Source organism: Chitinophaga sp. Ak27, assembly GCF_012726295.1.
Classification (GTDB): Bacteria; Bacteroidota; Bacteroidia; order Chitinophagales; family Chitinophagaceae; genus Chitinophaga.
This window is the reverse complement of record NZ_JABAOB010000003.1, coordinates 576,237-599,301: the sequence shown is the minus strand read 5'-3', so window position 1 is coordinate 599,301 and position 23,065 is coordinate 576,237. Positions and strand designations below refer to the sequence as shown.

Here is a 23,065-nt window from a genome sequence, read left to right as displayed (position 1 = left end):
TTATACGGATTTTCACACTCAAGGCTGTAAAAATAATAAGGTTTTAATGGAATCCGTAATTAATAAGATGAACGGTATCATCCACGCCTGACCACCTCTGAAGTATAATACTTCATGAGATAATGGTAAATCACCAGCTCATGCAACCGGGCGTTGGCAGCAAACATCCGGTTCAGGAACATATGCAGGTAATGGGGAGGCAACGCCATTACCGCATCGGCCTGCTGCGCCTTTAACTCCTCCACCAGCTTGCGGATAGCAACAGAGCGGCGGTTAAAAATATCCCGGCTCATCTCCACCAGCGTAGGCACATGCCCGTTATCCCTTAGTATCGCCGTTATCAAAGGAGTATCCTGCCGGTACTTGTTATTCAGCTGTTGCAGCAGATCTGCATCCCCTTTATGCTCCGCAAAAAATTGCTGCTGCAACTGGCGTAGCAATTGTAATTTCATTCCAGGCGTATAACCAAAATCGTCGAGCAACGCATCTGCCCCCTTCAGTGCCAGCAACCACCGTTCGGTAGCAGTAGTGCCGGTATCAATGGCCAGCAAACGGGTTACCGCCTGGCTGTCATGAAAAAATATCTTTTCACTGATCGTTATTTGCAAAGGCCCATATCGCTCCAACTCCCGTATATAAGTGTCAAACTGCACTTTCTGTACGACATCGTTGTCCAGGTAAGGCGTCAGTACTTTATTCAATAACCCGATTACCTCGCTGGTATGCTGCGCAGGCTGTGGCAGGTGAAACCGGATCCGGATATGGTGGTCCGGGTCCTGGAAACGGATAAAAAACCATCGATCCACCATTCCCGCCTCCTCTAATTCCATGGTAAGGGGCATCAGCTCTCTTAGCAACAGCCGGTCCATCCATTTGTGACCGCAATAGATCTTGGCATACAACCACTCGCTGCCAGGCGAAAAACTACGTTGTACAAGCGTGGCAGCGGGCGCGCCCGGCCGGCCGGCAACGGGCTGGTAAGCGGTATTATGCAACGGAATAATGATCTCGTTACAAAATGCGCCGCTATCGTTGGCCTGCAAGCGGGTGTCCGCATTAAACAAATGCTCGCATAACACAATGTCCCCTTTCTTCAGTTTTTCGGCAAGTATGCCTGTCGCAAAAACGCTCGAAAAATCTATCAGCAGCTCATTATCTCCTTCCGATAACAATACGGTATCCGGAATCTCATACTGGTCTTTCAAAAACTGCAGCGCCCCCACCGCGGTACGCTGCGGTTGCAGCGCCTGGAAGGCTGCCTGGGTAATCTTCCATCGCGCCCGTTCTATTATGACCTGCTTATATACCACCCGGGGTAAAAAAGGTTGCTCCTGCAGCAAGCCCCAATTCCATTGCATCGATACCGCCTCCTGCTGCTGCAGATCACATAAAAATTTATAGACCGACAACCCACGGGTATAGTTATGTGCACTGGTAAGCCGGGGCACCACTTCTTTCCCCAATCGCGCCGAACATAATATCACCCGGTTATCGCGTACCGTAACATAAAGGTCAGTGACCGGCAGCTGGTAAACTTCCGGCTTACTGCTTTTCCCGAGGAAAGGTATTTCATATTCGTACAGAGCAGGACGTAGCAGGACGTTACCGGTACGTCCTTCCGGTAAATGCACGATTTCTGCAAATACCTTATCGGGTTCCAACAGCTGTTCCTGTTGCACCATTGCTTTCAATTTGCCTTTCAGCGTATTATCTCCTGCCGCAAAACGCCCCAGCAACGCGATAGCATTGGGACCATAAAAGGATTTAAACAAAAAGCGAAAATCGCCCTTGTCGAGGGCATCTGCATCGGTAGCCAGCAGCGCCCCCATCAGGCAAAGGTTGGCCGGCAACGAGGGTACTTCCATAGCCGCCGACAACTCGTCCAGGTCAGCATCGGTAAGCAATATTTCCTTATGACGACCACTTTGGGCAAGCAAGAAATGCTTCAATACAAATTTCGTATGCTCATTCCAGTTAGCACTGCCTTTTTTCTCTCCCACCGGCATTACCAGGTCGTCAATCAACGGGGTGTAGCTGGCATTATCGCCGGATACGATACCGTATCCGATACCTGATTCACTGTCCAGTGCCGTCATTAACGGGATTTCCCGTTGCTCATACATTTGCAGGAACCGCTTCTTAAATGTTTGCAGGTCGACCGGCGTACTGCGGTTAGCCAGCACCTGCAAACGCTCCAGCTGCGGTAGCAGCAGCTCCACCGCCCTGGCCGACAGGTGATGCCGGAACGATGGAAAGAAGAGATCTACCTGCACCGGGTCTTTAATGGTAACGTTGGGAAATTGCCCCGCCAGCAGGGACTGTATCTCAAGATACCGTTGCACTCCATCTGTTTGCTTCTGCAAAAGCTGCTGAACCCGCTGCAGGGTGGCCACTGCGGCATGGCCCTCCGGCAACTGCCGGATCAGGTAAGCCAGGTTATCTTCCCCACTTACCACCGGGGCCAGGTGAGCCACCAGTATCTGGTTATGTATCAGCGTTTCGACGAAAACAGCAGCTTCCTTCTCCGGAATGTCGTATTTATATAATACGTTCACCAAGTAGGCTATACGGGCCCCCTGCCGGGCAGCGGCCAATATCTCGCGGATATAGTCCCGCTGTAAAAATTCACTGAGAAAATAATGTCTTTTGCCGTTCCGCAACTGGTACTCGTAATAGCGGCTGGATGGCCCCGCGTTGTAGAGGCTGTTGTTAGGGTAAAAATCCAACTGTGACCGGATATCCGGCCACGTTACCAGCTCGTCCATAAGTGCCGAAAGGTATTCCATATCCAGGCGGGCTACCTTGTAACGGTGATGGGCAGCCGGAGGTGTTAGAAGAGTGTTTCCCGGGCCAATAGTACCGGTAATGCAACCGGCAAACAGCCCATAGGGCGTGCAGCGCACACTCATTCTCAAGAGATAACGGTAAAGTGCCAACGGCAACTTCATGGAGCTGTCGGGCGCCCGCAGCCATTTCAGCATTTCAGTATAGAGGTCAGGACTAGCCAGGAAAACGGCTTCCTGTAGCAACGGGAGCGTGAAGCACTGCCGGATGGCCGCAACAAAAGACACCGGGTCATTAAAGGTACTGCGATGTAAGCGGAGTACTTCTTCACATGACAACAGTGGCATTCTGAGGAGGTAGAAATCGTGAGCTTTTAGCGGGCGTATGCGTGATGAACCCATTTATCACGTATGGTATTAAGCCGCTAAGATACTATATAATTGAAAGCAAACCGGACCTGCTTTCAGGTCATGGCCAATTTAACAGCCGGAATCACTCTCTCCATTTCATTCACAAATTTTTTATAACTCGCAGGTTTACCCAGATATCCTTGTTTCTCTTTCCAGTAAAGATTTTGTATTTCCCGGCTGGAATAGGCGGTAACAAGAATAAAAACGCAGTCCTGTCGAAGGAACTGCGCTATAATGTCCCTCGTGTTACCTCTCAGGTTTACATCGAGGAAAACGAGGTCCACTTTTCTTTCGGCAATCAGGTTTTCTACTGTTGCCAGTTCTGATGCCTTCTTTACGAGTTTCAAATAGGAAGTTCGTTGGATATAGTTTTCCAGTATGTCTAATGCCAAGGGCTCGTCATCTACTATGGCACATCTGTATTGCATTGCTGACGGGGGTTAATCATGAAGAATAGTAAACAAATTGGGTTAAGCTTCGGCACCTAAGATGCCCCATGTAGTGGGAATAGTGGGTACGCTGGAATGCAGCTTTCCTTTTCCGGACCTGTCAGATGTACGCATGTTTTCAATCGAATAAACATCTGCTTTGGAAATAATCTCCTTTTCCAATAATAGTCTCGGACGGCTGTTCATAGATTTTTTGTCTACCATAAAACAGTAATTTAGATGAACAGATAAGTATATCTGCTATCTAAGCTCGCCCATTCATAGTATATAGCATATTTTATTAGACGTAATTACCTTAATTTTCGACCAACGACAATATTTCACTCATCATCCTCTCCATAGTTGGCAATCCCAAGTAACCGCTTCAGCTCCTGGCGGGAGGACTTTGAGATAATCACCGTCTGCCCGTTTACTACCTCCACCGTATTGCCCATAAGAGATTTGACAGCCTGAAGACGGATAATATAAGATTTATGAATCCGCATAAATTGATCGGCAGGTAAAACATCTTCCATCACTTTCATACGCATGTAGGTGATCACAATCTTATCCCTGCATACAATTTTTATATAATCTTTCATCCCTTCCACATAATAAATATCATCGAAAAGGATCTTGGTTAACTTATTATTATCTTTTACAAAAAGGTGATTGGTATTACTGATCTTGGGCTTAGTTGCCTCCTGGGGTACCACTGGTGGCTGCCGCTGCCCGATATGGTTCCTGGCTTTGTTCACCGCTTTCAGGAATCGTTCAAAGGAAATAGGTTTCACCAGGTAATCTACAGCATCCAGCTCAAAGCCCGCTATGGCATGCTCCCGGGAAGCCGTCGTAAAAATTACGAACGGTGGGTTACTCAGGGAACGGATCATTTCTATACCATTGATATTGGGCATTTGTATATCTGAAAAAAGCAGGTCTACCGGTTGGCGTTGTAACTCATTTATAGCGTCAAATGCGCTTTCACAGAAGGCCACAGGTTGTAGGTAAGGCACCCGTCCAATGTAATTTTCCATCAGATCCCGTGCGAAAGGCTCATCATCCACTACCAGACAGGTAATTACTTGATCCATAGTTTTTAATTCAGCGTTAGTGTCAAGACAACTTTGTAATATTCGGGATTATTTTCAATATGTAAGGTATGCCGGTCGGGATATAGCAAAATAAGCCGCTTACGGGTATTGCTCAATCCTATTCCACCGGCCACTTTTTTGCCTGCCGGCTGTTCCCCCTTGCTGTTGGCAATTTCAAACCGCAACTGCCGCTCCACTACTTCCATAGATGCATGTATCCAGCATTTATCGTTGGTGGTGCTATGGGAATATTTAAAGGCATTTTCCACAAAAGGAAACATCAGCAGCGGCGCCACCAGGTGATCACCTATTTTGTCGGTATCACAGTTAAACTGGATACTGGCGTTTTTACCATACCGCACACTCTCCAGCTCCACATAATTTTTCAGAAACTCTGCCTCCATATCCAATGGCACCTTGTCGGTATTGGAGTCATAGAGGGTATAACGCATCATTTCAGATAAGTGCATAATCAAATCCGAGGCCAACGCGTCATTTCTGATCGATAAAGAGTAAATATTATTCAGGGTATTGAATAAAAAATGCGGGTTCAGCTGGGATCTCAGGAAGCTAACCTCCAGGTTAAGGTTATCTCTTTCCAGCCGCAGTGTACGGGTGGAAGATCGGATAATATCCAATATCAGCTTCAGGGATACCGGCGGTGCAATGACCATTAACACCGGCAGGAAAATTTTTATCATATGATGTAGCCCAAAAGTGTCCGACCAACCGGCATCTACCACCCGCTTCAGGAATTCCCGCAGCGAAGTGTCATTAATTTCCAGGAAAGCCACTGCATACAGGGAACAGAGATAATTGATAACCGACCAAAAGAAAAAGGGAACGCAGAAACATAGCAAGGCCAGGAAAAAATACCCCTTCTGTAAAACTTTGGGAATAATAAAATAAAACGCAGTGTAAAAGAAAAACATCGCCCCCAGTATGTTCCGCAACATAAACAACACGCTTACCCCGATGGATATAGTGAAATTAGACGCCATCATCAGCCCGTACAGGACCGACAGGATGGCCCACATGAGTACATGTGCCCATACCCTGATGTTGGTCTTATAATATTTATCAGATAAAAAGAAGGAAATCCACTCCATCAGCTTCCGGCTAACATCAAGTGGCTTTCCGTTGGTCTTGTCCCTGAGAAAAGCTAGCATCGTACCCTATATATATAAATGACAGTAAGCAAAAGGCAAGTAAGATAAAAATACTTTATCAATCCGTAATTTCTTTTATCGTATAAAAAATTAAAATTATATAAATTTACCTTTCCGACTGCAACTTACACATTATGAATGAATTCCAGCTCCATTGATGATATACAATGTTGGAAACAACCGCATTTTCATCGCGTTTATGGGTCAATTCATCTAATAAGTTTAAAAGGCTCCCGCTTTTTGTAGACTTTTGATATAGATCAGTGAATCAGACCACAGATACTAAGTTCTTTGTTACTAACACATTGAAAACAAGGATGAAGTCGCGCAAAGCTCCAGAAAGCAGCCTTTCATCCATTGTTGTTACCATTGTCATACTATTGTAGTTGATAATTTCGTCATCGAATAATATTTATACCAATCTGGTCAGAAAACCTAGCACATTTTATCCAACGGTTACTCCAAAAAAGAATATATAGCTGAGCGTAAGAACATCTACCTGCTAACACTATTCTATTCTATGTAAACACTATGAAACCCAAAGCTCCTCAAGAGATAGACATCAGTCTGTCTCTTTTTTTATCAAGAAAGTCATACCCAGTCTCCAACATATCAATTGCCCCAGTAATAGCATTACCAGGTAACCCACAGCTTTTCCATGATACATGCCCTGCCCCAACCTTGCCAGCCCTATTATAAATATCCCTCCCAGCCACCAACATATAAAAACCGGATAAACAACCGGTCGGTGTACATAACCCGTCACCAACAGGCTAAGATAACTGCCACCGGTACAAAGCAGGTAAAACCGAATAAAATGATGGCCGTTCATAGCAAAAGGATTCCACTGAGCGGTTACCAGGTTCACATACAATAAAGGGAGCACCCCCCCCAGGAAAAATATTATTAACAGCCAGTAATATGGTATTTTGTTGTGCATAAATGAGTTTTTATCTTCAGGAACCACTGCAACCACCACAGCCACTGCCACAACCTCCTCCGCAGCTACTGCCACAGCTGCTATCCCCGCCGCAAGTACTGGAGCAACTGCTGTCAATGCTGTCACCCGACGATTTACCGGGTTTGCTCGTGGCTGTTCTCACCGCCCAAAATACCAGGAGACCAAACAAAATGAAATTCGTAGGGCTGGCGCCGTTACAGCCGGGAAATAATAAAAGGAGAAAAAAGAAGAGAAGGAAGGTTAACCCACGCCGGAACAACCGGGTTAAAGGAACTGATACAGAGGAGGGGAAACTAACTTTTTCATCGAGCCAGAAGGCCGCGGGAGGATCTTCACCAAAACATCGCCGGTATTGCTCCCAGGTACTGGCCTGCCATGCCTCATGTCGCTGTTTTTCCGCCGGTCCGCCCAACGAAGGGTGGTGATGAATGTACCGGCCCAGGGTTTGTTCACAGAAGGCGACCCAGTAATTTTCAGTATAAAGCAAATGCTGATGCCATACCTTGTCTACAATGGCCGAGGGCGATGCACCGCCGGGAGAAATACAACAGAGGTAAATGAATCGCTTGTACTCCTGTATGGCCCGCTGGGTAAAGGCCTGATCCCACCCTTGTTCCCTGGCCAGTTTCCGTGAGAAGGGTAACACAGCTGTCGGATCATCCAGCCGGAAAGCACTGATTTGCTGCCACAGCAGCGGGCCCGTCGACGAGGCCGCAAATAATGTCTGCTTCTTCATATATCGATCTTTTGTTCATATACGGAAGATGGAAAAAAAAGACAAGACTCACGTATTCTTTGTATCTTATACCGACCTATAATCGTATTATAATCGTATTTCTATGAGTAAAGAAGAGTTGCTTAACCTGGAACGATTAATGAACTACATTGCACATCAATATCTCAAAAAAACAAGCTGGGAAGATGTTTCAAAGGCAGAGTGGACCTATACAGCACAGGAGCTCAACATACAGATAGAGAAACAGCACCGCCGCAAAAAGATAACTACACCACCCGTATTATTCGGAGATAATTATTTATACGAGCACCTCATCATAAAAAAATTAAAGGCCGCGCAGGTAAAATCGGCGCTAACTACTATCAGTAGTCCTAACTTCTCTAAACTAAATACCCTCGCCACCATCCTGGGATTCAGCAGTTACATCGATTTTATTAACAACGCCACCACGCAGTTTCCTTTCCACGAACTTAAAATCAATATTCCCATTGCGGGGACCAACCGCCTATTACTCGACAACCTGATGGGATACTGGTATTGCTACAACCGCAACCTCCCTCTTAAGCCCGGTAAGAAAGCCCATGAGCGTATCTGGCGCTCCGCCCTCGAAATATATAAATCAGGAGATGAATACCTGGTAGAACGCTCCGGAAGAGACAATCATATGTACTATGGTAAAGTAACCGCATTTGCCAACTATGTCTTCATTATAATGAACAGTACTACGTTTATCCGTCAACGTCATTTCATCGGGCGACTCCCCGACGTAGAAGATAATATTACCCAAGCGGGCTACCAGATTAAAGAAATGAATTTTGTAAGTACCTGTGTGGGTTTCAATGAGGAGCCCATCGCGCTCTATGAAATATTCCATCGCGTACCCAGGGCAAAAGACTTCCAGAAAAAATCGGTCGACCTGGCATTCGACAGTCCCCTCCTGCCCAAGCATATCCTGCTGCACCTGAAAGACAGCGAGCAAAACAGGATCCGGCAACATTAAAGCTTATCTGAAAGATAGCCGCTTCCAGGGGCTTTCCGGCGCCATCAGCAAGTATTCCATGTTAGCGTGTAATGTTTCGAAACTTCCCATTTCCACGCCGTTCCATACACAGCGGGCAAACTGGTAAGAAAGCGAAAGATGTCGCCAGGAGGTATAGCTCCGTTTAATCAGCGGTACGCACTGCATCATATAATCCAACGCCGCTTCACAGGTCAGATAGCCCGCATCGTAGCCAGCCCTGCTCAGGTTAATAATACGCGCAAAATCCCAGATCAGCATATCCGGTTGCAATGATTTATCAATCAGCTTCCGCTCTTTAAAAAGTTCCAGGGCGTCGCGGGTATTACGCAAACGCTCCATTACCACGGCTTCTTCCAGCTCATTGCTGGCAATGTATTCCCTTAAAAAGGCCTTGCTTTCTTTCATGGATACCATGTTGATCGCCTGCCAGATAATATCGTATTCAATCCTATGACCGCTTTCACGGAGCCAATTCAGCATATCTACCAATTCAGCGGTACTGTCAATATCCCACCACTCAGACAACTGCTCCCGGCAGTCGGCCTTACTCATCCCGGTAGTAATATCATTCAGGTATTGTTGATTAACGAACGCTATATCTGCTCCACAAGCAATGGCCCATTGCTGTTCCGGCATTAAACGACTGCCAGTGTGCAGGCGAATGACCTGTGGCTGATCATCCATGTCGCATACATCTGCATCATCACCACCAAACATCTGGTTGAACTGCTTTATATTTTCCGTAAATACGCTCATTTGTGCATTCCAGCTGTCTGCCTGGTTCATCGATTGCTCTACCTGTTGCTTATACAGGTTAATCATGTCTTCGCTAAATCCCATGTTACGTAATTGCTCCCAGTACTTGTCCATGTATTGCTGGTCCATAGTATATGGTTAAGGTTAAGGATATATGGTTTATATTGGTGGTTATCGTCTGGTTAAAATGACTGGTATACTGTTACTTACGTATAAAATTAACGAAAAGTTTTCTAAAAATAATTTTACATATCAAATATAATTAATGTTTATAGAAATTTATAATATTAATACTTAATGAGATGATCACTATGGCATTGTTAAAAATCAATGAATGCCAATTAGTGTACTGGCGAAAGACGTAACTTCCGGGTACAAATAAAACAAGTCGTGTAGGCCTAACGTTTAGTTATTAACAAGATCCCAATGAGCACGAATACCACTACCATCCCATCTAATCCGGGTAAACAAATCAGGGACAGCATTCCCCGCACTTCCCAGGGAATATTTAAACTACCCAAACAACGCCCTACTATTTTACAGGCTATACAGGCATCCAATGCGGGCCGGGTGGAAGAACTGATTCCCATTCGCTGCGGCAGAATGAGCACTTCGCCATTTGCCTTTTACAGGGGTACCGCCGATATTATGGCGCGCGATCTGGCCGGACTTCCCCATACACAATTACAGGTACAGGCAATGGGCGACTGCCACCTGATGAACTTCGGTGGGTTTGCTACGCCCGAACGGAACCTCATCTTCGATGCCAACGATTTTGATGAAACACTGCCCGCTCCCTGGGAATGGGATATCAAACGGCTGGCCACCAGCTTTGTATTGGCAGCCCGGCATAACAGCATGCGGGAAGCCGATGCCAGGCAAATGGCCATAGATGTGGCCAGCGCCTATCGAAATGCTATCACCGAATATGCCCAGATGAACACACTTGATCTGTGGTATATGAAGTTTGATATACCCGGCCTGTTAAACAGCAGCAAAAGCGAAAAGGTGAAAACCATGCTGAAAACCGCCATAGACAAAGCAGAGAAAAACACGCCTGAAAAGGTGCTATATAAAATTACGACAAGTGTTTTAGGCAACTTCGAAATAGCGGATCAACATCCGCTGGTATATCATACCATCGACCTGGTTAAACAAAAAGAAATGGTACATCACTTCCTGGAGTCTTATCTCAATACCCTCCAGGACGACCGGCGCTACCTGATGAGTCAATACAGGATAGTAGACCTGGCCCTGAAAGTAATAGGGGTAGGTAGCGTGGGCACCCGCTGCTATGTAGCCCTGATGATGAACGATAAAAATGAGCCGCTCTTTATGCAGGTGAAAGAGGCCCGCAACAGTGTATTGGAAGCTTATACAGGCAAGTCCAAATACAAACACAATGGAGAGCGTGTAGTACAGGGGCAACGCTTGGTGCAGGCAGCCAGCGATATTTTCCTGGGATGGAGCACCGGACTGGAAAACCGCCATTACTACCTGCGCCAGCTGAGAGACCGCAAAATAGCCCCGGACGTCGAACATTTCGATAAAGAAGTATTGGGCGCCTATGCAGGCCTCTGTGGAAAGGTGCTGGCCAGGGCGCACGCCAAAACAGGAAGAGGAGATATGATCAGTGGCTACATGGGAAAAGCCAATATCATGGATGAAGCTATTGGCAAATTTGCGGTAGCCTATGCCGATCAAACAGAGAAAGACTATGCCGACTTCCTGAAAGCCATCAAAGCCGGTAAACTACCGGCAAAGAAAGAATAAAGCATCACGCAAAGTATTATAAAAAGCAAAGGCGCAAAGAGATGATCAACACTCTTTGCGCCTTTGCTTTTTATAATACTTTGCGTGACTAGAAGGTTCTGTCGCGCTTATCTATCTTACCTCTTCTGTTCTTCGGCTTAGGCCTCCGGGGGTCTGCCTTGGGCAAATCCGGGTTGGCATTACGGACCTCTATGAGCGCAGCCTCTTCAAAAGGATGCGAAACAGAAGGAATCGTTTGCCGGGTCAGTTTATTAATACTGTGGAGATACGGTCTTTCTTCGGTATCACAAAAAGAAAGCGCATATCCCACGGCGCCTGCTCTACCGGTTCTGCCTATACGATGTACATACGTTTCAGAAACATTCGGCAGGTCATAGTTGATCACATGTTCCAATGCATCCACATCTATTCCCCGGGCAGCAATATCCGTAGCTACCAATACGCGCAAACGTCCGTTCTTAAAATTGTTGAGCGTATTCTGACGGGAGGCCTGCGATTTATCGCCATGCAGCGCATCAGCATTGATATTGCGCTTCTTCAGATTCTTGGCAATCCTGTCCGCGCCATGCTTGGTTTGGGTAAATACAATCGTACGTTCTATCCGTTTATCTTTCAACAGGTGATCCAGCAACTGCTGTTTATCTTTCTTCTTTACAAAGTACACGGATTGTTCAATCCTTTCGGCAGTAGTAGATACCGGCGTAATGGTTACCTTCTCCGGCTTGTACAGCAGGGAGTTAGCCAGTTGCGCAATGCTTGGCGGCATGGTAGCAGAAAAGAACAGGGTTTGACGCTGCTGCGGCAATTCCCGGATTACTTTCTTGATATCATTGATAAAGCCCATGTCCAGCATACGGTCTGCTTCATCCAGCACAAAAATCTCCAGATGGTTCAGGTAAATATAGCCCTGGTTCATCAGGTCGAGCAGGCGTCCGGGTGTAGCAATCAGCACATCGGTACCATTACGCAGGGCAATGGTTTGCCGGTGCTGCGGTACACCACCAAAGATAACATCGTGCTTCAGCCCTGTGTATTTACCATAGGCGGCAAAGCTTTCATCGATCTGTACGGCCAGCTCACGGGTAGGGGTTAATATTAGCGTACGTATATGCTTATACCCCTGTGTAGCCGGGGTGCTGTTGTACAATAACTGTAAAATAGGAATAGCAAACGCGGCCGTTTTACCGGTACCGGTTTGTGCGCATCCCAGTAAGTCTTTTCCTTCCAGTACAATAGGAATAGATTGTTGTTGTATAGGGGTAGGCGTGGTATAACCTTCGTTTTTAACAGCTTTTAAAATGGGCGCAATAAGCCCTAATTGCTCGAATAACATATTGATATATCTGATGTAATAAATATTAAATAACGCTTCTTCGTCTTTAGCGTTATCACAATTGAGGGAGAGCAGTAAAGAAAAGATTTCCGGACTGGAGAGAGTGAATAACTGTGCTTTATGCTTTTAACTCAACAGACGGATGCAAAGATACTGATTTTCCCAGCAGGATAGCCATAAATTAATAAAATAACATATGAATCCATAAAATAGGCTGCAAGATGGGCTAAACCGCATAAAAAAAGCCGCTTTCCGGCGGCCCTTTTTAAAAATCTACTTGGCAGCTTCAGGAGCTGCATCTGGTTTGGTTTTCGGTTCTTCATTACCATGGTGACAAGTATAACAACTTACTGCCATTACCTCCGAACCCTTGAAGAATTTCTTGTTGATCCTTTTGGTCATCTTCATCATATCCCGTGCAGTGCCCTTATGGGGATTGGCATCACTGGCAAAATCCAGTTTCTTGGGATCATCTTTGCTTGGCTCGTGACAGAAATTACATTTTACACCCAGGGCGGCATTGAAACCGCGCATGGTTGCAATCAGCTCTTCGTGGCTGATATCCTTAGGCAATACCTTCAGATTCTTTGCCTTTTCAGGCTGCTGAGGTAATGCGAGAGAACATAGGGTGCCGACAGCCACCAGTGCCGCCACCACTACAAAACTTTTCCTGATTTTCATGACCATGGGTTTAAATAGTATTAAAAGCTTCCTTCTGATCGGGAATCTACAAAAAAGAATCATATGTTGTAATGATCCCTCCTGATTTTTCACACAGGCAATAAGACTGTTATTTTCGTATAAACATGGATGTTACTAAACACTTACCAGTTCGGATTCTGTTCCATCACACTGTTCGACACCTGTAACTCCGACAGTGGAAGCGGGGGAAAGATAATCCCTGTTTACGTTAAACTTATAACCGGAAGCCATAGCCGGCGAATTCTTATACAGCTGGATATAGCCCGCTGCATTGGTAGTAGCGCCGGACAATTGAGAGGCTGATTCCGCAATAACCGGGTTTTTTGCCGACATTCATGGAACTAACTTTGTCTTCAAATGATAAAGCCATGAATAATTACGATAAAATAGCCACCGCAATAGATTACATAAAAAGTAATTTCAAAACGCAACCCGACTTACAGGAAGTAGCGGCGGCCGTACATATGAGCCCTTTCCATTTTCAACGGGTATTTTCGGAATGGGCAGGTGTAACGCCCAAAAAGTTCCTGCAATATCTCACGCTGGACTATGCCAAAAGTATTCTACGGGAAGAGAAAACCACCGTATTTGACGCTGCCTTTGAAGCAGGTCTTTCCGGCACCGGCCGTTTACACGATTTATTTATTAACATCGAAAGTATGACACCCGGAGAATATAAAAATGGTGGTAAAGCCCTGCATATCAATTATAGCTTCGCAGAAAGTCCCTTCGGTAATATCCTGGTAGCCTCTACGGCCAAAGGTATCTGTCATATGGCTTTCGCCGATCACCCGGAAGCAGCCCTGCAAACGCTGAAAGAGCAGTTCCCCCATGCGGAGTTTATGCAAATGGTAGATGTTATACAACAAAATACCCTGTATATATTTACCCAGGACTGGAGCCGGCTGTCTGAGATAAAACTGCATCTCAGGGGCACCGACTTTCAGCTGAAAGTGTGGGAAGCCCTGCTGAAAATTCCGATGGGTAACCTCACCACTTACTCCCGCCTGGCAGAAGAAATAAATCATCCCGGCGCCTCCCGCGCAGTAGGCACAGCAGTAGGCCAAAATCCCGTAGCCTTCCTGATCCCTTGTCACCGCGTAATTAAAGCGTCGGGCGAAGCTGGTCAATACCATTGGGGAATCTCCCGTAAAAATGCCATGATAGGCTGGGAAGCGGCTCGTACACAGGTCAGCGGATCATAAACAAAAAGGGCTGCCCGCTTGTGAAGGACAGCCCCGTTTTTGCTTATGAAAAAAAAGACTGGCACTGAAAAATGCCTGCCGGTTAGACGAGGAAAAAAAGAAGTTATTATGGGCACAGGGAAATAAAAGGTAATGACGACATGCCGCCCGGCATGAGTAGTGATTTTCTCATGGAATCAGATTTTGGTCTTTCTTACTAATTAATCAACCCAATTAATGCGCTGGAAATATTGTTCAGAATTTTGGTCGTTTCGTTTTATCCCGCTGAAGTCGAACTTTAGCGTTACTTAAAAGTAAAAAAATATTTTACATTTTCAAGTATTAATATGCTTGTTTTATTTCTTTCTCGCTATCCTGGCAGCATTCCACACATTATCAATAGTTTATACATCTCAATATCTCCGCTTTTCGTAACTTCCTGTAAAAAAGAATGACGTCAGGGAAAAAACAAGTAGGTCACACTACCTCACAGGGCTGGGAAATAGGTATCAGGCGTACTTTTACCATGGAGGCCCACCAGGCATGGGAGATGCTGTTTACGCAGCCCGTACTCAGTTCCTGGCTGGATGACAAAGCGGACCTTCCATTTGAAAAAGGGAGCACTTATACTAACAAAACTGGTATCACGATCCTGGTATCTTCTGTGACCACGGGGAAAGTCATCCGTATGAAATGGCAGCAATCTGGGGACCCGCAAACTTCTACCCTGCAAATACGTATTATCCCTGCCAAAGAAAAAACAACCATCAGTTTCCATCACGAGTGGTTGAAAAATGAGCAGGAAAGGGACTTGATGAAAGGCTACTGGAGCCGTGTGCTCGACGAGATCAGCCGGCAGCTCAATGCATAAATACCCGTGGCGCTTATAACGGTAACACCTATACGATCAGGTGGATCACAGACAGAAGCCGCCCGCACCCTTTTATAATAAGAAATTTTCAGCAAATAATCTATTATTTTTAAGGATATTATAAGACTATACACCGATTCTTACCAGTAACTTTGCGGATACGTAATACCAATGAACCTACGGGAACGCGAATTTATGAATGTTTATAGTATAGTTAAGGGGCCCCAGTTGCCAGATTTGCTCCACCATGAAACCCTGGCAGATATATTCTCTGGTACTGTGCAAGCTCATGCCCATCATACGGCGTTGATCTTCCAACAACAAATGCTCACCTACAAAGAACTCGATCACTGGAGTGATGCGGTAGCTGCCTTCCTGCAATCAAACGGGATAGGACCAGGCAGCGTAGTAGGGGTATGGTGGCCCCGGGGCATGGAATTACATGCCGCTATATTGGGCATTATCAAGGCCGGCGCCGCTTATGTGCCACTGGACCGGGAAATGCCGGCAGAACGCGTAGAAGGCGTGCTCACAGAAGTGAAAGCAGCGGCCTGCTTCAGTGAAGAACCGCTTCAACTGAAGGCAGCCGTCCTGAAAGTTCCCCCCGTTCCCGATAGTACAGAAGTGTTTACCCTTAGCCAGGGCCCTTCTCCCGATAATTTCGCGTACGTTTTATATACTTCTGGCAGCACCGGCAAACCTAAGGGCATCCCCATCAGTCACCGGCAGATATGCCACCTGATCCGGGCTGAACAAACAGTGCTGAACATCCGTAGCAACGATAAGGTATACCAGGGCTTCTCCGTATCCTTCGACATGTGGTGCGAGGAAACCTGGCTCAGTTACTTCGTGGGCGCTACCCTCTGGGTAGCCGACGCTACTACTGCCAAAGCCATTGATGAACTGGGCGATGTGCTGCACCGAGAGAAAATTACAGTACTCCATGCCGTGCCCAGCTTACTGGCCATCATGGATGATAATATCCCCTCCCTGCGCCTAATCAATGCCGGCGGAGAAGCCTGTACCCCTCAGGTACTGGCCAGATGGGCCGCTCCCCCACGCCATTTCTTCAATAGCTATGGCCCCACGGAAACAACGGTTAGCGCCACTTTCGCCGCGCTTAAACCCGGCGATTATATTACCATCGGCCAGCCGTTACCTAACTATAACATGGCCGTAGTCAATGAAAAACTGGATATCCTGCCCGTCGGAGAACGGGGAGAGCTGGTGATTTCAGGACCTGGCGTAGGCGCCGGTTATATCGACAGACCCGAACTTACCCGGGAAAAATTTGTGGATAAACCAAGCTCCATGAGCGAACTACCCGGCGATCGCCTGTACCGTACCGGCGATGCCGCTGTTATACTGCCCGATGGCAGCATCGATTTCCAGGGCCGGCTCGACGACCAGATCAAACTACGCGGTTACCGCATTGAGCTGGGAGAAATAGAAAACCAGTTGCATGCGGTAGACGGCGTTGCCGCTGCAGCCGTTGCCGTTAAAAAAGACGGCAACGACCAGGATCAGCTGGTGGGATACGTAGTAAGTGAAGATAGCCAGCCGGTAGATGAACCGATGCTTAGAAGCCATCTGGCCAAAGTATTACCCACCTACATGGTACCCGGTATCATTATGGTGCTCGACGATATGCCCAGGCTCCCAAGCGGTAAAATAAACCGGAAAGCGCTGCCGGTACCACCCGCCTTTACCCAGGTAACCAGCCACGAAGCCATCGACCCCAACGCGCCATTGCAGGACCGGATCATGACAATCCTGGCTAAAGTATTCCCCGATCGCAATATTGATCTGCAACAGGACTTCTTTACCGACCTGGGAGGACACTCCCTGCTGGCCGCCGCCTTTGTTTCCCGCTTACGCAAGGAAGCCAATATACCACAGGCATCTCTGAAAGATATTTATATACACCGGCCTTTACAGGAACTCGTAAATGTATGGTCCGCCCAACCACAGGCCGGTCAACACAAAGAGAAAGTATTTAACAAAGTGCCCTGGTGGCGTCACCTTACCTGCTGGTTCTTCCAAACGATCGCCGTCCTCGTGATCTTCGGTTTATTTGCCATGCAGATATTCCTGCCATACCTGGGCTACTATTACGTAGAACAAGCTACCAGCCACCTGGGATATGCTATCCTGACCGCCCTGGTCATGTTCTGCCTGTTGCCGCCCCTGTTTTCTGCACTTATCATCACCACCAAATGGCTGGCCATTGGTAAAATGAAAGCAGGCGACTACCCCGTGTGGGGCAGCTACTATTTCCGCTGGTGGCTGGTAAAAACCAGCCAACGCCTGATGCCGTCACAATTCCTGAATGGCACCCCCTTGTATCCGGCCTACCTGCGTATGCTGGGCGTAAAGATAGCTCCCGACGCACAACTCGGCGCAGTTACCATTGGCGCAGAAGACCTGGTCACGATCGGCAGCGATGTAAGCATCAGCTCCCAGGCGGTGATCAACAATGCTTTTATTGAAGACGGGTTCCTGAAATTGCGTGCGGTGTACCTGGGCGACCACGCCTATGTTGGCAGTAGCGCCATTATTGGAGGCGACACCGTTATGGAAGCCTGGAGCGAACTGCAGGATCTTAGTTATCTCTCTCCTGGTACTACCGCTAAAAGCGGGGAAGTATGGCAGGGAAGTCCCGCTACCCTGAAAACTACCAAAAGCATCAGCGAACTGCCACAACCGCTCCCGGTATCCAATGCTACCCGATTCAAATACAGCATTATTTTCTCTTTGTTCCTGTTGGTGTTTCCCTTCACCGTGTTATTACCGTTATTACCCACCATCATTACCCTTAACCAGATGGATAATGCGGCGCCGGATTATAACTTTAACTACATGGTGATCACGCCGGCATTGGCGTTGAGCTATATCATACTGTTTACCAGTCAAACGGTATTGCTCACCCGCCTGCTGCAATGGGGCATCAAACCCGGCACCTATCCCGTGTACAGCATCTTTTATGTACGCAAATGGTTTGCAGATCAGCTGATGTCCCTCACGCTGATTGTAATACACCCCATTTTCGCTACAGTGTATATATCCTCGCTGTTTCGTGCCCTGGGCGCCAAAATCGGGAAAAATACCGAAGTATCTACTGCCAGCAGTGTTACTCATCCGCTCCTGGAAATAGGCGATGGCGCTTTTATTGCGGATGCCGTTACACTCGGCGAATCAGATGTACGTGGACAGCAACTCATCCTGGAAAAAACAGTTATTCACAATACCAGCTTTGTAGGCAATAGCGCCCTCATTCCACAGGGATATGTGCTGCCGGAAAATATGCTGATCGGCGTATTATCTACGCCGCCCTCTAAAGAGCAAATGGCTGCCGACAAAGCCCGCGATTGGTTTGGCTCACCTGCTATTGCACTGCCCCGCAGGCAGGAAAGCCATTTCTTTCCGCCGGAACTAACTACCACGCCTTCGCCGCAACGCCGGCTGGCCAGAGCTTTCGTGGAGTTTGTACGTATACTCATTCCTGAAACCGTAGTGATCTGCTGCAGTATCCTGTTCATTGCCTATGCGCACGACCTGGTAACAGATAAACCGTGGTGGATGATCTTACTGCAGTTTCCCTTCTATTACCTGTTCTTCCTCGGGCTCCCTGCCTTCCTCTTCACCGTAATACTGAAGTGGGTGCTAACAGGGGTATATAAACCATTACAAAGCCCCATGTGGACATCCAAAGTATGGCGCAGTGAAGCGATTACTTCTACCTACGAAGCACTTTCTATCCCCTTCCTGCTGGAATACCTGAAGGGTACTCCCTGGCTGCCGGTTTTACTCCGGCTGCTGGGCGTAAAAACAGGTTACCGCGTTATACTCAACACCGCCGATATTACCGAATTTGATATGGTGGAAATCGGATCAGACAGCGTGTTGAATGAAGACAGCGGCCCGCAAACACACCTGTTTGAAGACAGGGTCATGAAAATAGGCGCCATCAAAATAGGCCGCAGAAGCAGCATAGGCGCCAGGTCTATCATTTTATACGATAGCGAAATCGGGGATGATGTCAACATTACCCCGCTGTCGCTGGTGATGAAAGGAGAAAAATTACAACCTGGTACCAGCTGGACAGGCAGTCCGGTAAAGCCAGAATAGTTATTATAACGCCGACGGGAAAACGAAAATGATCACTATCCAACCCATACAGATCCGCGAACATTATGCGCTTATCAACAGCATGATGGAGCAGCTGCATATCTCGGAAAAGGAATTTTTCCTAAAAACAGCGGCCTGGGAAAGTATAGCGGCCGACTACATGCAACATGTAATAGACACCCAGGAAACCTGCGAGGGCACCTGCCTGGTGGCATACGTGGATAATACCCCGGCAGGCTTCATCTTTGCTTACCTGGAAGAAACAGATGAAAGCCGTATTGAAGATTATACCAATGATACGTTGTACGTATCAGATGGCTATGTAGATAAAGCCTTCCGTCGCCAGGGCATCTACCGCCTGATGAACGAGGAGCTGGAGAACATTTATATCGCGAAAGGTATACGCAGGATCGTCAGGTATACCCTTACCAATAATCACCGCATGCAGCGATTCCTCGACACTCAACATTATACACCGGTAAGACTGGTGTACGAGAAATGGTTAACCGACGACGGAAAAAACACGCTGCCACTGTTTCCGGAGCAGAAAGCGTAAAGCAAAAAGCTATTATGAAGATTGATCTTAGCGAATATTTAAAAATCGCTTTTATTGATCTTCATAATAGCTTTTTGCTTTATGCTTTATGCTTTATTACTTCGCCCATTGCTTATACCGCAGCAAGGCCTCTACAAAGTAGTAGTCGGCATACGTAAGTGGCACATCCACCTCCGATTTATGTGGCAGGGAACCCACGCTATGCATTAATATAAAATCATTGTTTTCTCCTTCCTTAGCCAGGTAAGCCGGGCTGCAAAGACTGTTCAGCATCTTTTCTGCTGCATTCCAGTACCGTTTGCCATCAGCTTTATTGGTGTAGCCACTCAGCTCCAGTAATGCAGATGCAGCTACTGCTGCAGCAGATACGTCGCGGGGTGCATCCGGAATATTAGGTGCATCGTAATCCCAGTAAGGCACCCCGTCTGCCGGCATCTTCGGATTGTTGAGGATATAATTTGCTATATGGCGGGCCTGTTCCAGGTAAGTCTTGTTTTTAGTATCCCGGTACATCATGGTATAACCATACAGGCCCCAGGCCTGGCCACGTGACCACGCAGAGCTGTCGGCCGCTCCCTGGTGCGTTTTACGTTCATGAACAGCACCGGTGGCCGGATCGTAATCCACTACATGATAGGAGCTGTAATCGGGGCGGAAATGATTTTTGATAGTGGTATTGGCGTGTGTGCGGGCAATCTTCGCAAATTGCGGATCGCCGCTTTCACGCGTAGCCCAGTTCAGCAGCTCCAGGTTCATCATATTGTCGATGATTACCGGGAACTTCCAGCTGCCATGATCCCATGATTTGATACAGCCCACTGTAGGATTAAAGCGGGAAGACAAAGACCTGGCGCTGGTGAGCAATATGCTCTTATAAGCGGTGTCTTTCGTGATTCTTAATGCGTTGCCAAAGGGACAATACATCATAAATCCCAGGTCATGTGTATGGGTATTGAATTGTTCTTTTTTAACCAGTTCCATACGCTTCAAAGCTTCTGCTTTGAATGCCGGGTCTTTTGTATATTCATACAAATACCAGTTGGTACCGGGATAAAAACCGGAAGTCCACCAACCGGAATTGGAAGTCATTAAGCTGCCATCTTTGATATTGGTAGTGCGGGGCAATACGCTATCCGGCACGTGGGTCATCATCAGTTTATATTGTCGTGCGGCAAATTGCAGGGAGGCATCGGCTTTTGCCAGCAGGGCCTTGTCCGCTTTACCGGATTGCGCATACGTTTGCATTATCAGTACCGGCAATAGCAATACCGTAAAGAACAGGTTCTTTTTCATAAACGTTTGATTGTAAAATGATCATTTCTTTTTTCCGCTGGTCTTTACCGTTCCGGCTGTAGACTCGCGGGCTATCAGTTGAATAGGTATTATTTCCTGTGAATAACGGGGCGCTGTAGCAGAGGCCTGGTTGGTAATCAGCTCCATCAAAGCAGCCACCACCCGCTCGCCCATCATCGCCGGATACTGGTCTACGCTGGTAACGGGAGGCGTTACTATTTCCGTACGCGGATCGTTGGAATACCCTACAATTTTCAGGTCTTCCGGCACCCGCACATTTATTTTACGGCAATACTCCATAATGGTAATAGCTGTGGTATCATTGGAAGCAAAAATACCGTCGGGATAAGGCGTTTGCGCGAATATCTTTTCGCAGACCTGCCAGGCATTATCACGGGTCAGCTCCTGGTAAAACACCCGTGTCTTTTTGAAAGGCAGCTTATGCGCCTGCAATGCATGTTTGTAGCCCGATACCCGTTCTACATATAGATTACAGGTAAGCGGCCCGGAGATATGCACAATGTCTTTACATCCCCTTTCTATCAAATGCGTAGTAGCGGTATATCCTCCTACATAATCATCTCCCTTAATTACTTTCACATTGTAATCTTTGGGAACCCGGTCAAAAAAGATCAGGGGAATATTATTGTCCTTAAAAACATCAAAATGTGAAAAGTCGGTGGTATATAAGGTGGTGGATACCACCAAACCATCCACCCTGGCGGAGTACAGGGTATTTACCAGAGCTACTTCCTGGTCGTAGGAATCGTTCGACTGGCAAATGATCAGGTTATACCCATACTCCTGCAGTTTGTTCTGAATAATAGTACTGATCGTCGCCGGGAAGAACATGGAAATACGGGGTACGATAAGACCGATGGTCTTACTTTTGTTATTGCGCAATCCCGCTGCCAGCGCATTGGGGCGATACCCCAGCTTGCGGGCCATTTTCTTCACCTTATCCTTCGTACGTGCGCTGATGTTAGGATTATCATTCAGGGCACGTGACACCGTAGATACAGAGAGCTTTAACTCTTCCGCAATATCTACAATCGTTTTTTCAGTACGTTTGCTCATGTGTGGAGTATAAATTTTTATCTTCCCATCCAGCCGCCATCAACGGTGAGAATGGTTCCATGTACATAGTCTGCCGCTCTGGAAGCCAGGAAAATAACTGGTCCTGCAAAATCTTCCGGCGTTCCCCAGCGCCCTGCCGGAATACGCTCCAGGATGGAAGTACTCCGCTGCTGGTCAGCCCGCAATGCCGCAGTGTTATCCGTAGCAATATATCCCGGGGCAATGGCATTCACGTTCACTCCCTTTGAAGCCCACTCATTGGCAAATGCCTTTACCAGTGATCCTACAGCCCCCTTACTGGCTGCATAACCCGGTACATTAATACCTCCCTGGAAAGTGAGCAAAGAGGCTGTAAAGATAACTTTTCCGCTTCCACGTGCAATCATTCCTTTTCCAATTTCACGGGTCAGGATAAATTGGGCATTCAGGTTAATGTTAATCACCTCGTCCCAGTACTCATCCGGGTGCTCTGCTGCCGGCTTCCGGAGGATAGTACCCGCATTGTTCACCAGGATATCAATTACAGGCGCTTCCTGACCGAGTTGCCCGATAAAGGTATACAGCGCTTCCCGGCTGGAGAAATCGCACTGGTACGCCTTAAAATTACGCCCCAGGGCCCTTACTTCGTTTTCCACCTCACTGCCGCTCAGCTCCAGGGAAGCCGAAACCCCAATGATATCCGCACCTGCCGATGCCAGCGCCACCGCCATCGCTTTACCGATGCCGCGTTTACATCCTGTTACCAGTGCCGTTTTTCCTTTTAACTGAAATAAGTCCATAAAAATAAGT

General features: G+C 47.1%; 20 protein-coding genes. 6 read left to right on the top strand and 14 right to left on the bottom strand.

Annotation, left to right across the window (positions count from 1 at the left end; translation table 11 throughout):
- Window positions 1-77: 77 nt before the first annotated feature.
- From HGH90_RS13905 to HGH90_RS13875, 7 genes are all read right to left on the bottom strand, one after another.
- On the bottom strand, window positions 78-3,131 hold the full coding sequence (locus HGH90_RS13905; RefSeq protein ID WP_169191336.1) for a lantibiotic dehydratase: 3,054 nt from the start codon (window positions 3,129-3,131) through the stop codon (window positions 78-80).
- Between the two features lie 116 nt (window positions 3,132-3,247).
- A complete protein-coding gene (locus tag HGH90_RS13900; protein WP_168762005.1) occupies window positions 3,248-3,622 on the bottom strand; it encodes a response regulator in 375 nt (124 codons plus the stop codon).
- Window positions 3,623-3,664: 42 nt separating this feature from the next.
- The gene (locus HGH90_RS13895; protein ID WP_168762004.1) at window positions 3,665-3,847 is read right to left on the bottom strand and encodes a hypothetical protein; all 183 of its coding nucleotides are present in this window, start codon (window positions 3,845-3,847) and stop codon (window positions 3,665-3,667) included.
- A gap of 116 nt (window positions 3,848-3,963) precedes the next feature.
- Window positions 3,964-4,716 (bottom strand): LytR/AlgR family response regulator transcription factor, encoded by a 753-nt coding sequence (locus tag HGH90_RS13890; RefSeq protein ID WP_168762003.1) that lies wholly within the window; start codon window positions 4,714-4,716, stop codon window positions 3,964-3,966.
- A gap of 5 nt (window positions 4,717-4,721) precedes the next feature.
- Window positions 4,722-5,885 (bottom strand): sensor histidine kinase, encoded by a 1,164-nt coding sequence (locus tag HGH90_RS13885; RefSeq protein ID WP_168762002.1) that lies wholly within the window; start codon window positions 5,883-5,885, stop codon window positions 4,722-4,724.
- 562 nt (window positions 5,886-6,447) lie between these two features.
- Window positions 6,448-6,825 carry a hypothetical protein gene (locus tag HGH90_RS13880; protein ID WP_168762001.1) on the bottom strand — a complete coding sequence of 126 codons (378 nt, stop codon included), beginning with the start codon at window positions 6,823-6,825 and terminating at the stop codon, window positions 6,448-6,450.
- A gap of 16 nt (window positions 6,826-6,841) precedes the next feature.
- Window positions 6,842-7,582: a glycine-rich domain-containing protein gene (locus HGH90_RS13875; RefSeq protein WP_169191335.1), complete on the bottom strand. Its 741-nt coding sequence runs from the start codon at window positions 7,580-7,582 to the stop codon at window positions 6,842-6,844.
- Window positions 7,583-7,685: 103 nt separating this feature from the next.
- Between HGH90_RS13875 and HGH90_RS13870 the strand changes: the two genes are divergently transcribed.
- Window positions 7,686-8,582 (top strand): hypothetical protein, encoded by an 897-nt coding sequence (locus HGH90_RS13870; RefSeq protein ID WP_169191334.1) that lies wholly within the window; start codon window positions 7,686-7,688, stop codon window positions 8,580-8,582.
- A 3-nt stretch (window positions 8,583-8,585) separates the two neighbouring features.
- Here the strand turns inward: HGH90_RS13870 and HGH90_RS13865 are convergent, their stop codons facing one another.
- Window positions 8,586-9,488 carry a DUF1266 domain-containing protein gene (locus tag HGH90_RS13865; RefSeq protein ID WP_168761998.1) on the bottom strand — a complete coding sequence of 301 codons (903 nt, stop codon included), beginning with the start codon at window positions 9,486-9,488 and terminating at the stop codon, window positions 8,586-8,588.
- A 297-nt stretch (window positions 9,489-9,785) separates the two neighbouring features.
- Here HGH90_RS13865 and HGH90_RS13860 point away from each other — a divergent pair, with 297 nt between their 5' ends.
- Window positions 9,786-11,132 (top strand): DUF2252 domain-containing protein, encoded by a 1,347-nt coding sequence (locus HGH90_RS13860; protein WP_168761997.1) that lies wholly within the window; start codon window positions 9,786-9,788, stop codon window positions 11,130-11,132.
- Window positions 11,133-11,220: 88 nt separating this feature from the next.
- On the opposite strand, the gene HGH90_RS13855 is transcribed toward HGH90_RS13860, so the two are convergent.
- From HGH90_RS13855 to HGH90_RS13845, 3 genes are all read right to left on the bottom strand, one after another.
- Window positions 11,221-12,465 carry a DEAD/DEAH box helicase gene (locus tag HGH90_RS13855; protein ID WP_168761996.1) on the bottom strand — a complete coding sequence of 415 codons (1,245 nt, stop codon included), beginning with the start codon at window positions 12,463-12,465 and terminating at the stop codon, window positions 11,221-11,223.
- A 273-nt stretch (window positions 12,466-12,738) separates the two neighbouring features.
- A complete protein-coding gene (locus HGH90_RS13850; protein ID WP_145665034.1) occupies window positions 12,739-13,146 on the bottom strand; it encodes a c-type cytochrome in 408 nt (135 codons plus the stop codon).
- A gap of 135 nt (window positions 13,147-13,281) precedes the next feature.
- Entirely contained in the window at window positions 13,282-13,500 is a 219-nt protein-coding gene (locus tag HGH90_RS13845) for a hypothetical protein (RefSeq protein ID WP_169191333.1), read from the bottom strand.
- A 35-nt stretch (window positions 13,501-13,535) separates the two neighbouring features.
- Between HGH90_RS13845 and HGH90_RS13840 the strand changes: the two genes are divergently transcribed.
- The 4 genes from HGH90_RS13840 (at window position 13,536) to HGH90_RS13825 (ending at window position 19,906) form a co-directional block, all read left to right on the top strand.
- Window positions 13,536-14,372: a methylated-DNA--[protein]-cysteine S-methyltransferase gene (locus HGH90_RS13840; protein ID WP_248277007.1), complete on the top strand. Its 837-nt coding sequence runs from the start codon at window positions 13,536-13,538 to the stop codon at window positions 14,370-14,372.
- Window positions 14,373-14,802: 430 nt separating this feature from the next.
- Window positions 14,803-15,222, top strand: a complete 420-nt coding sequence (locus tag HGH90_RS13835) for an SRPBCC domain-containing protein (RefSeq protein ID WP_169191331.1) — start codon at window positions 14,803-14,805, stop codon at window positions 15,220-15,222.
- Between the two features lie 228 nt (window positions 15,223-15,450).
- Window positions 15,451-19,350 carry a Pls/PosA family non-ribosomal peptide synthetase gene (locus HGH90_RS13830; RefSeq protein WP_211172637.1) on the top strand — a complete coding sequence of 1,300 codons (3,900 nt, stop codon included), beginning with the start codon at window positions 15,451-15,453 and terminating at the stop codon, window positions 19,348-19,350.
- Window positions 19,351-19,378: 28 nt separating this feature from the next.
- Window positions 19,379-19,906: a GNAT family N-acetyltransferase gene (locus HGH90_RS13825; protein WP_168761989.1), complete on the top strand. Its 528-nt coding sequence runs from the start codon at window positions 19,379-19,381 to the stop codon at window positions 19,904-19,906.
- A 96-nt stretch (window positions 19,907-20,002) separates the two neighbouring features.
- Here the strand turns inward: HGH90_RS13825 and HGH90_RS13820 are convergent, their stop codons facing one another.
- The 3 genes from HGH90_RS13820 to HGH90_RS13810 are packed head-to-tail and all read right to left on the bottom strand — an operon-like array spanning window position 20,003 to window position 23,055.
- A complete protein-coding gene (locus tag HGH90_RS13820) occupies window positions 20,003-21,199 on the bottom strand; it encodes a glycoside hydrolase family 88 protein (RefSeq protein ID WP_168761988.1) in 1,197 nt (398 codons plus the stop codon).
- 21 nt (window positions 21,200-21,220) lie between these two features.
- On the bottom strand, window positions 21,221-22,276 hold the full coding sequence (locus tag HGH90_RS13815; RefSeq protein WP_168761987.1) for a LacI family DNA-binding transcriptional regulator: 1,056 nt from the start codon (window positions 22,274-22,276) through the stop codon (window positions 21,221-21,223).
- A gap of 17 nt (window positions 22,277-22,293) precedes the next feature.
- Window positions 22,294-23,055 (bottom strand): SDR family oxidoreductase, encoded by a 762-nt coding sequence (locus HGH90_RS13810; RefSeq protein WP_168761986.1) that lies wholly within the window; start codon window positions 23,053-23,055, stop codon window positions 22,294-22,296.
- Window positions 23,056-23,065 lie beyond the last annotated feature (10 nt).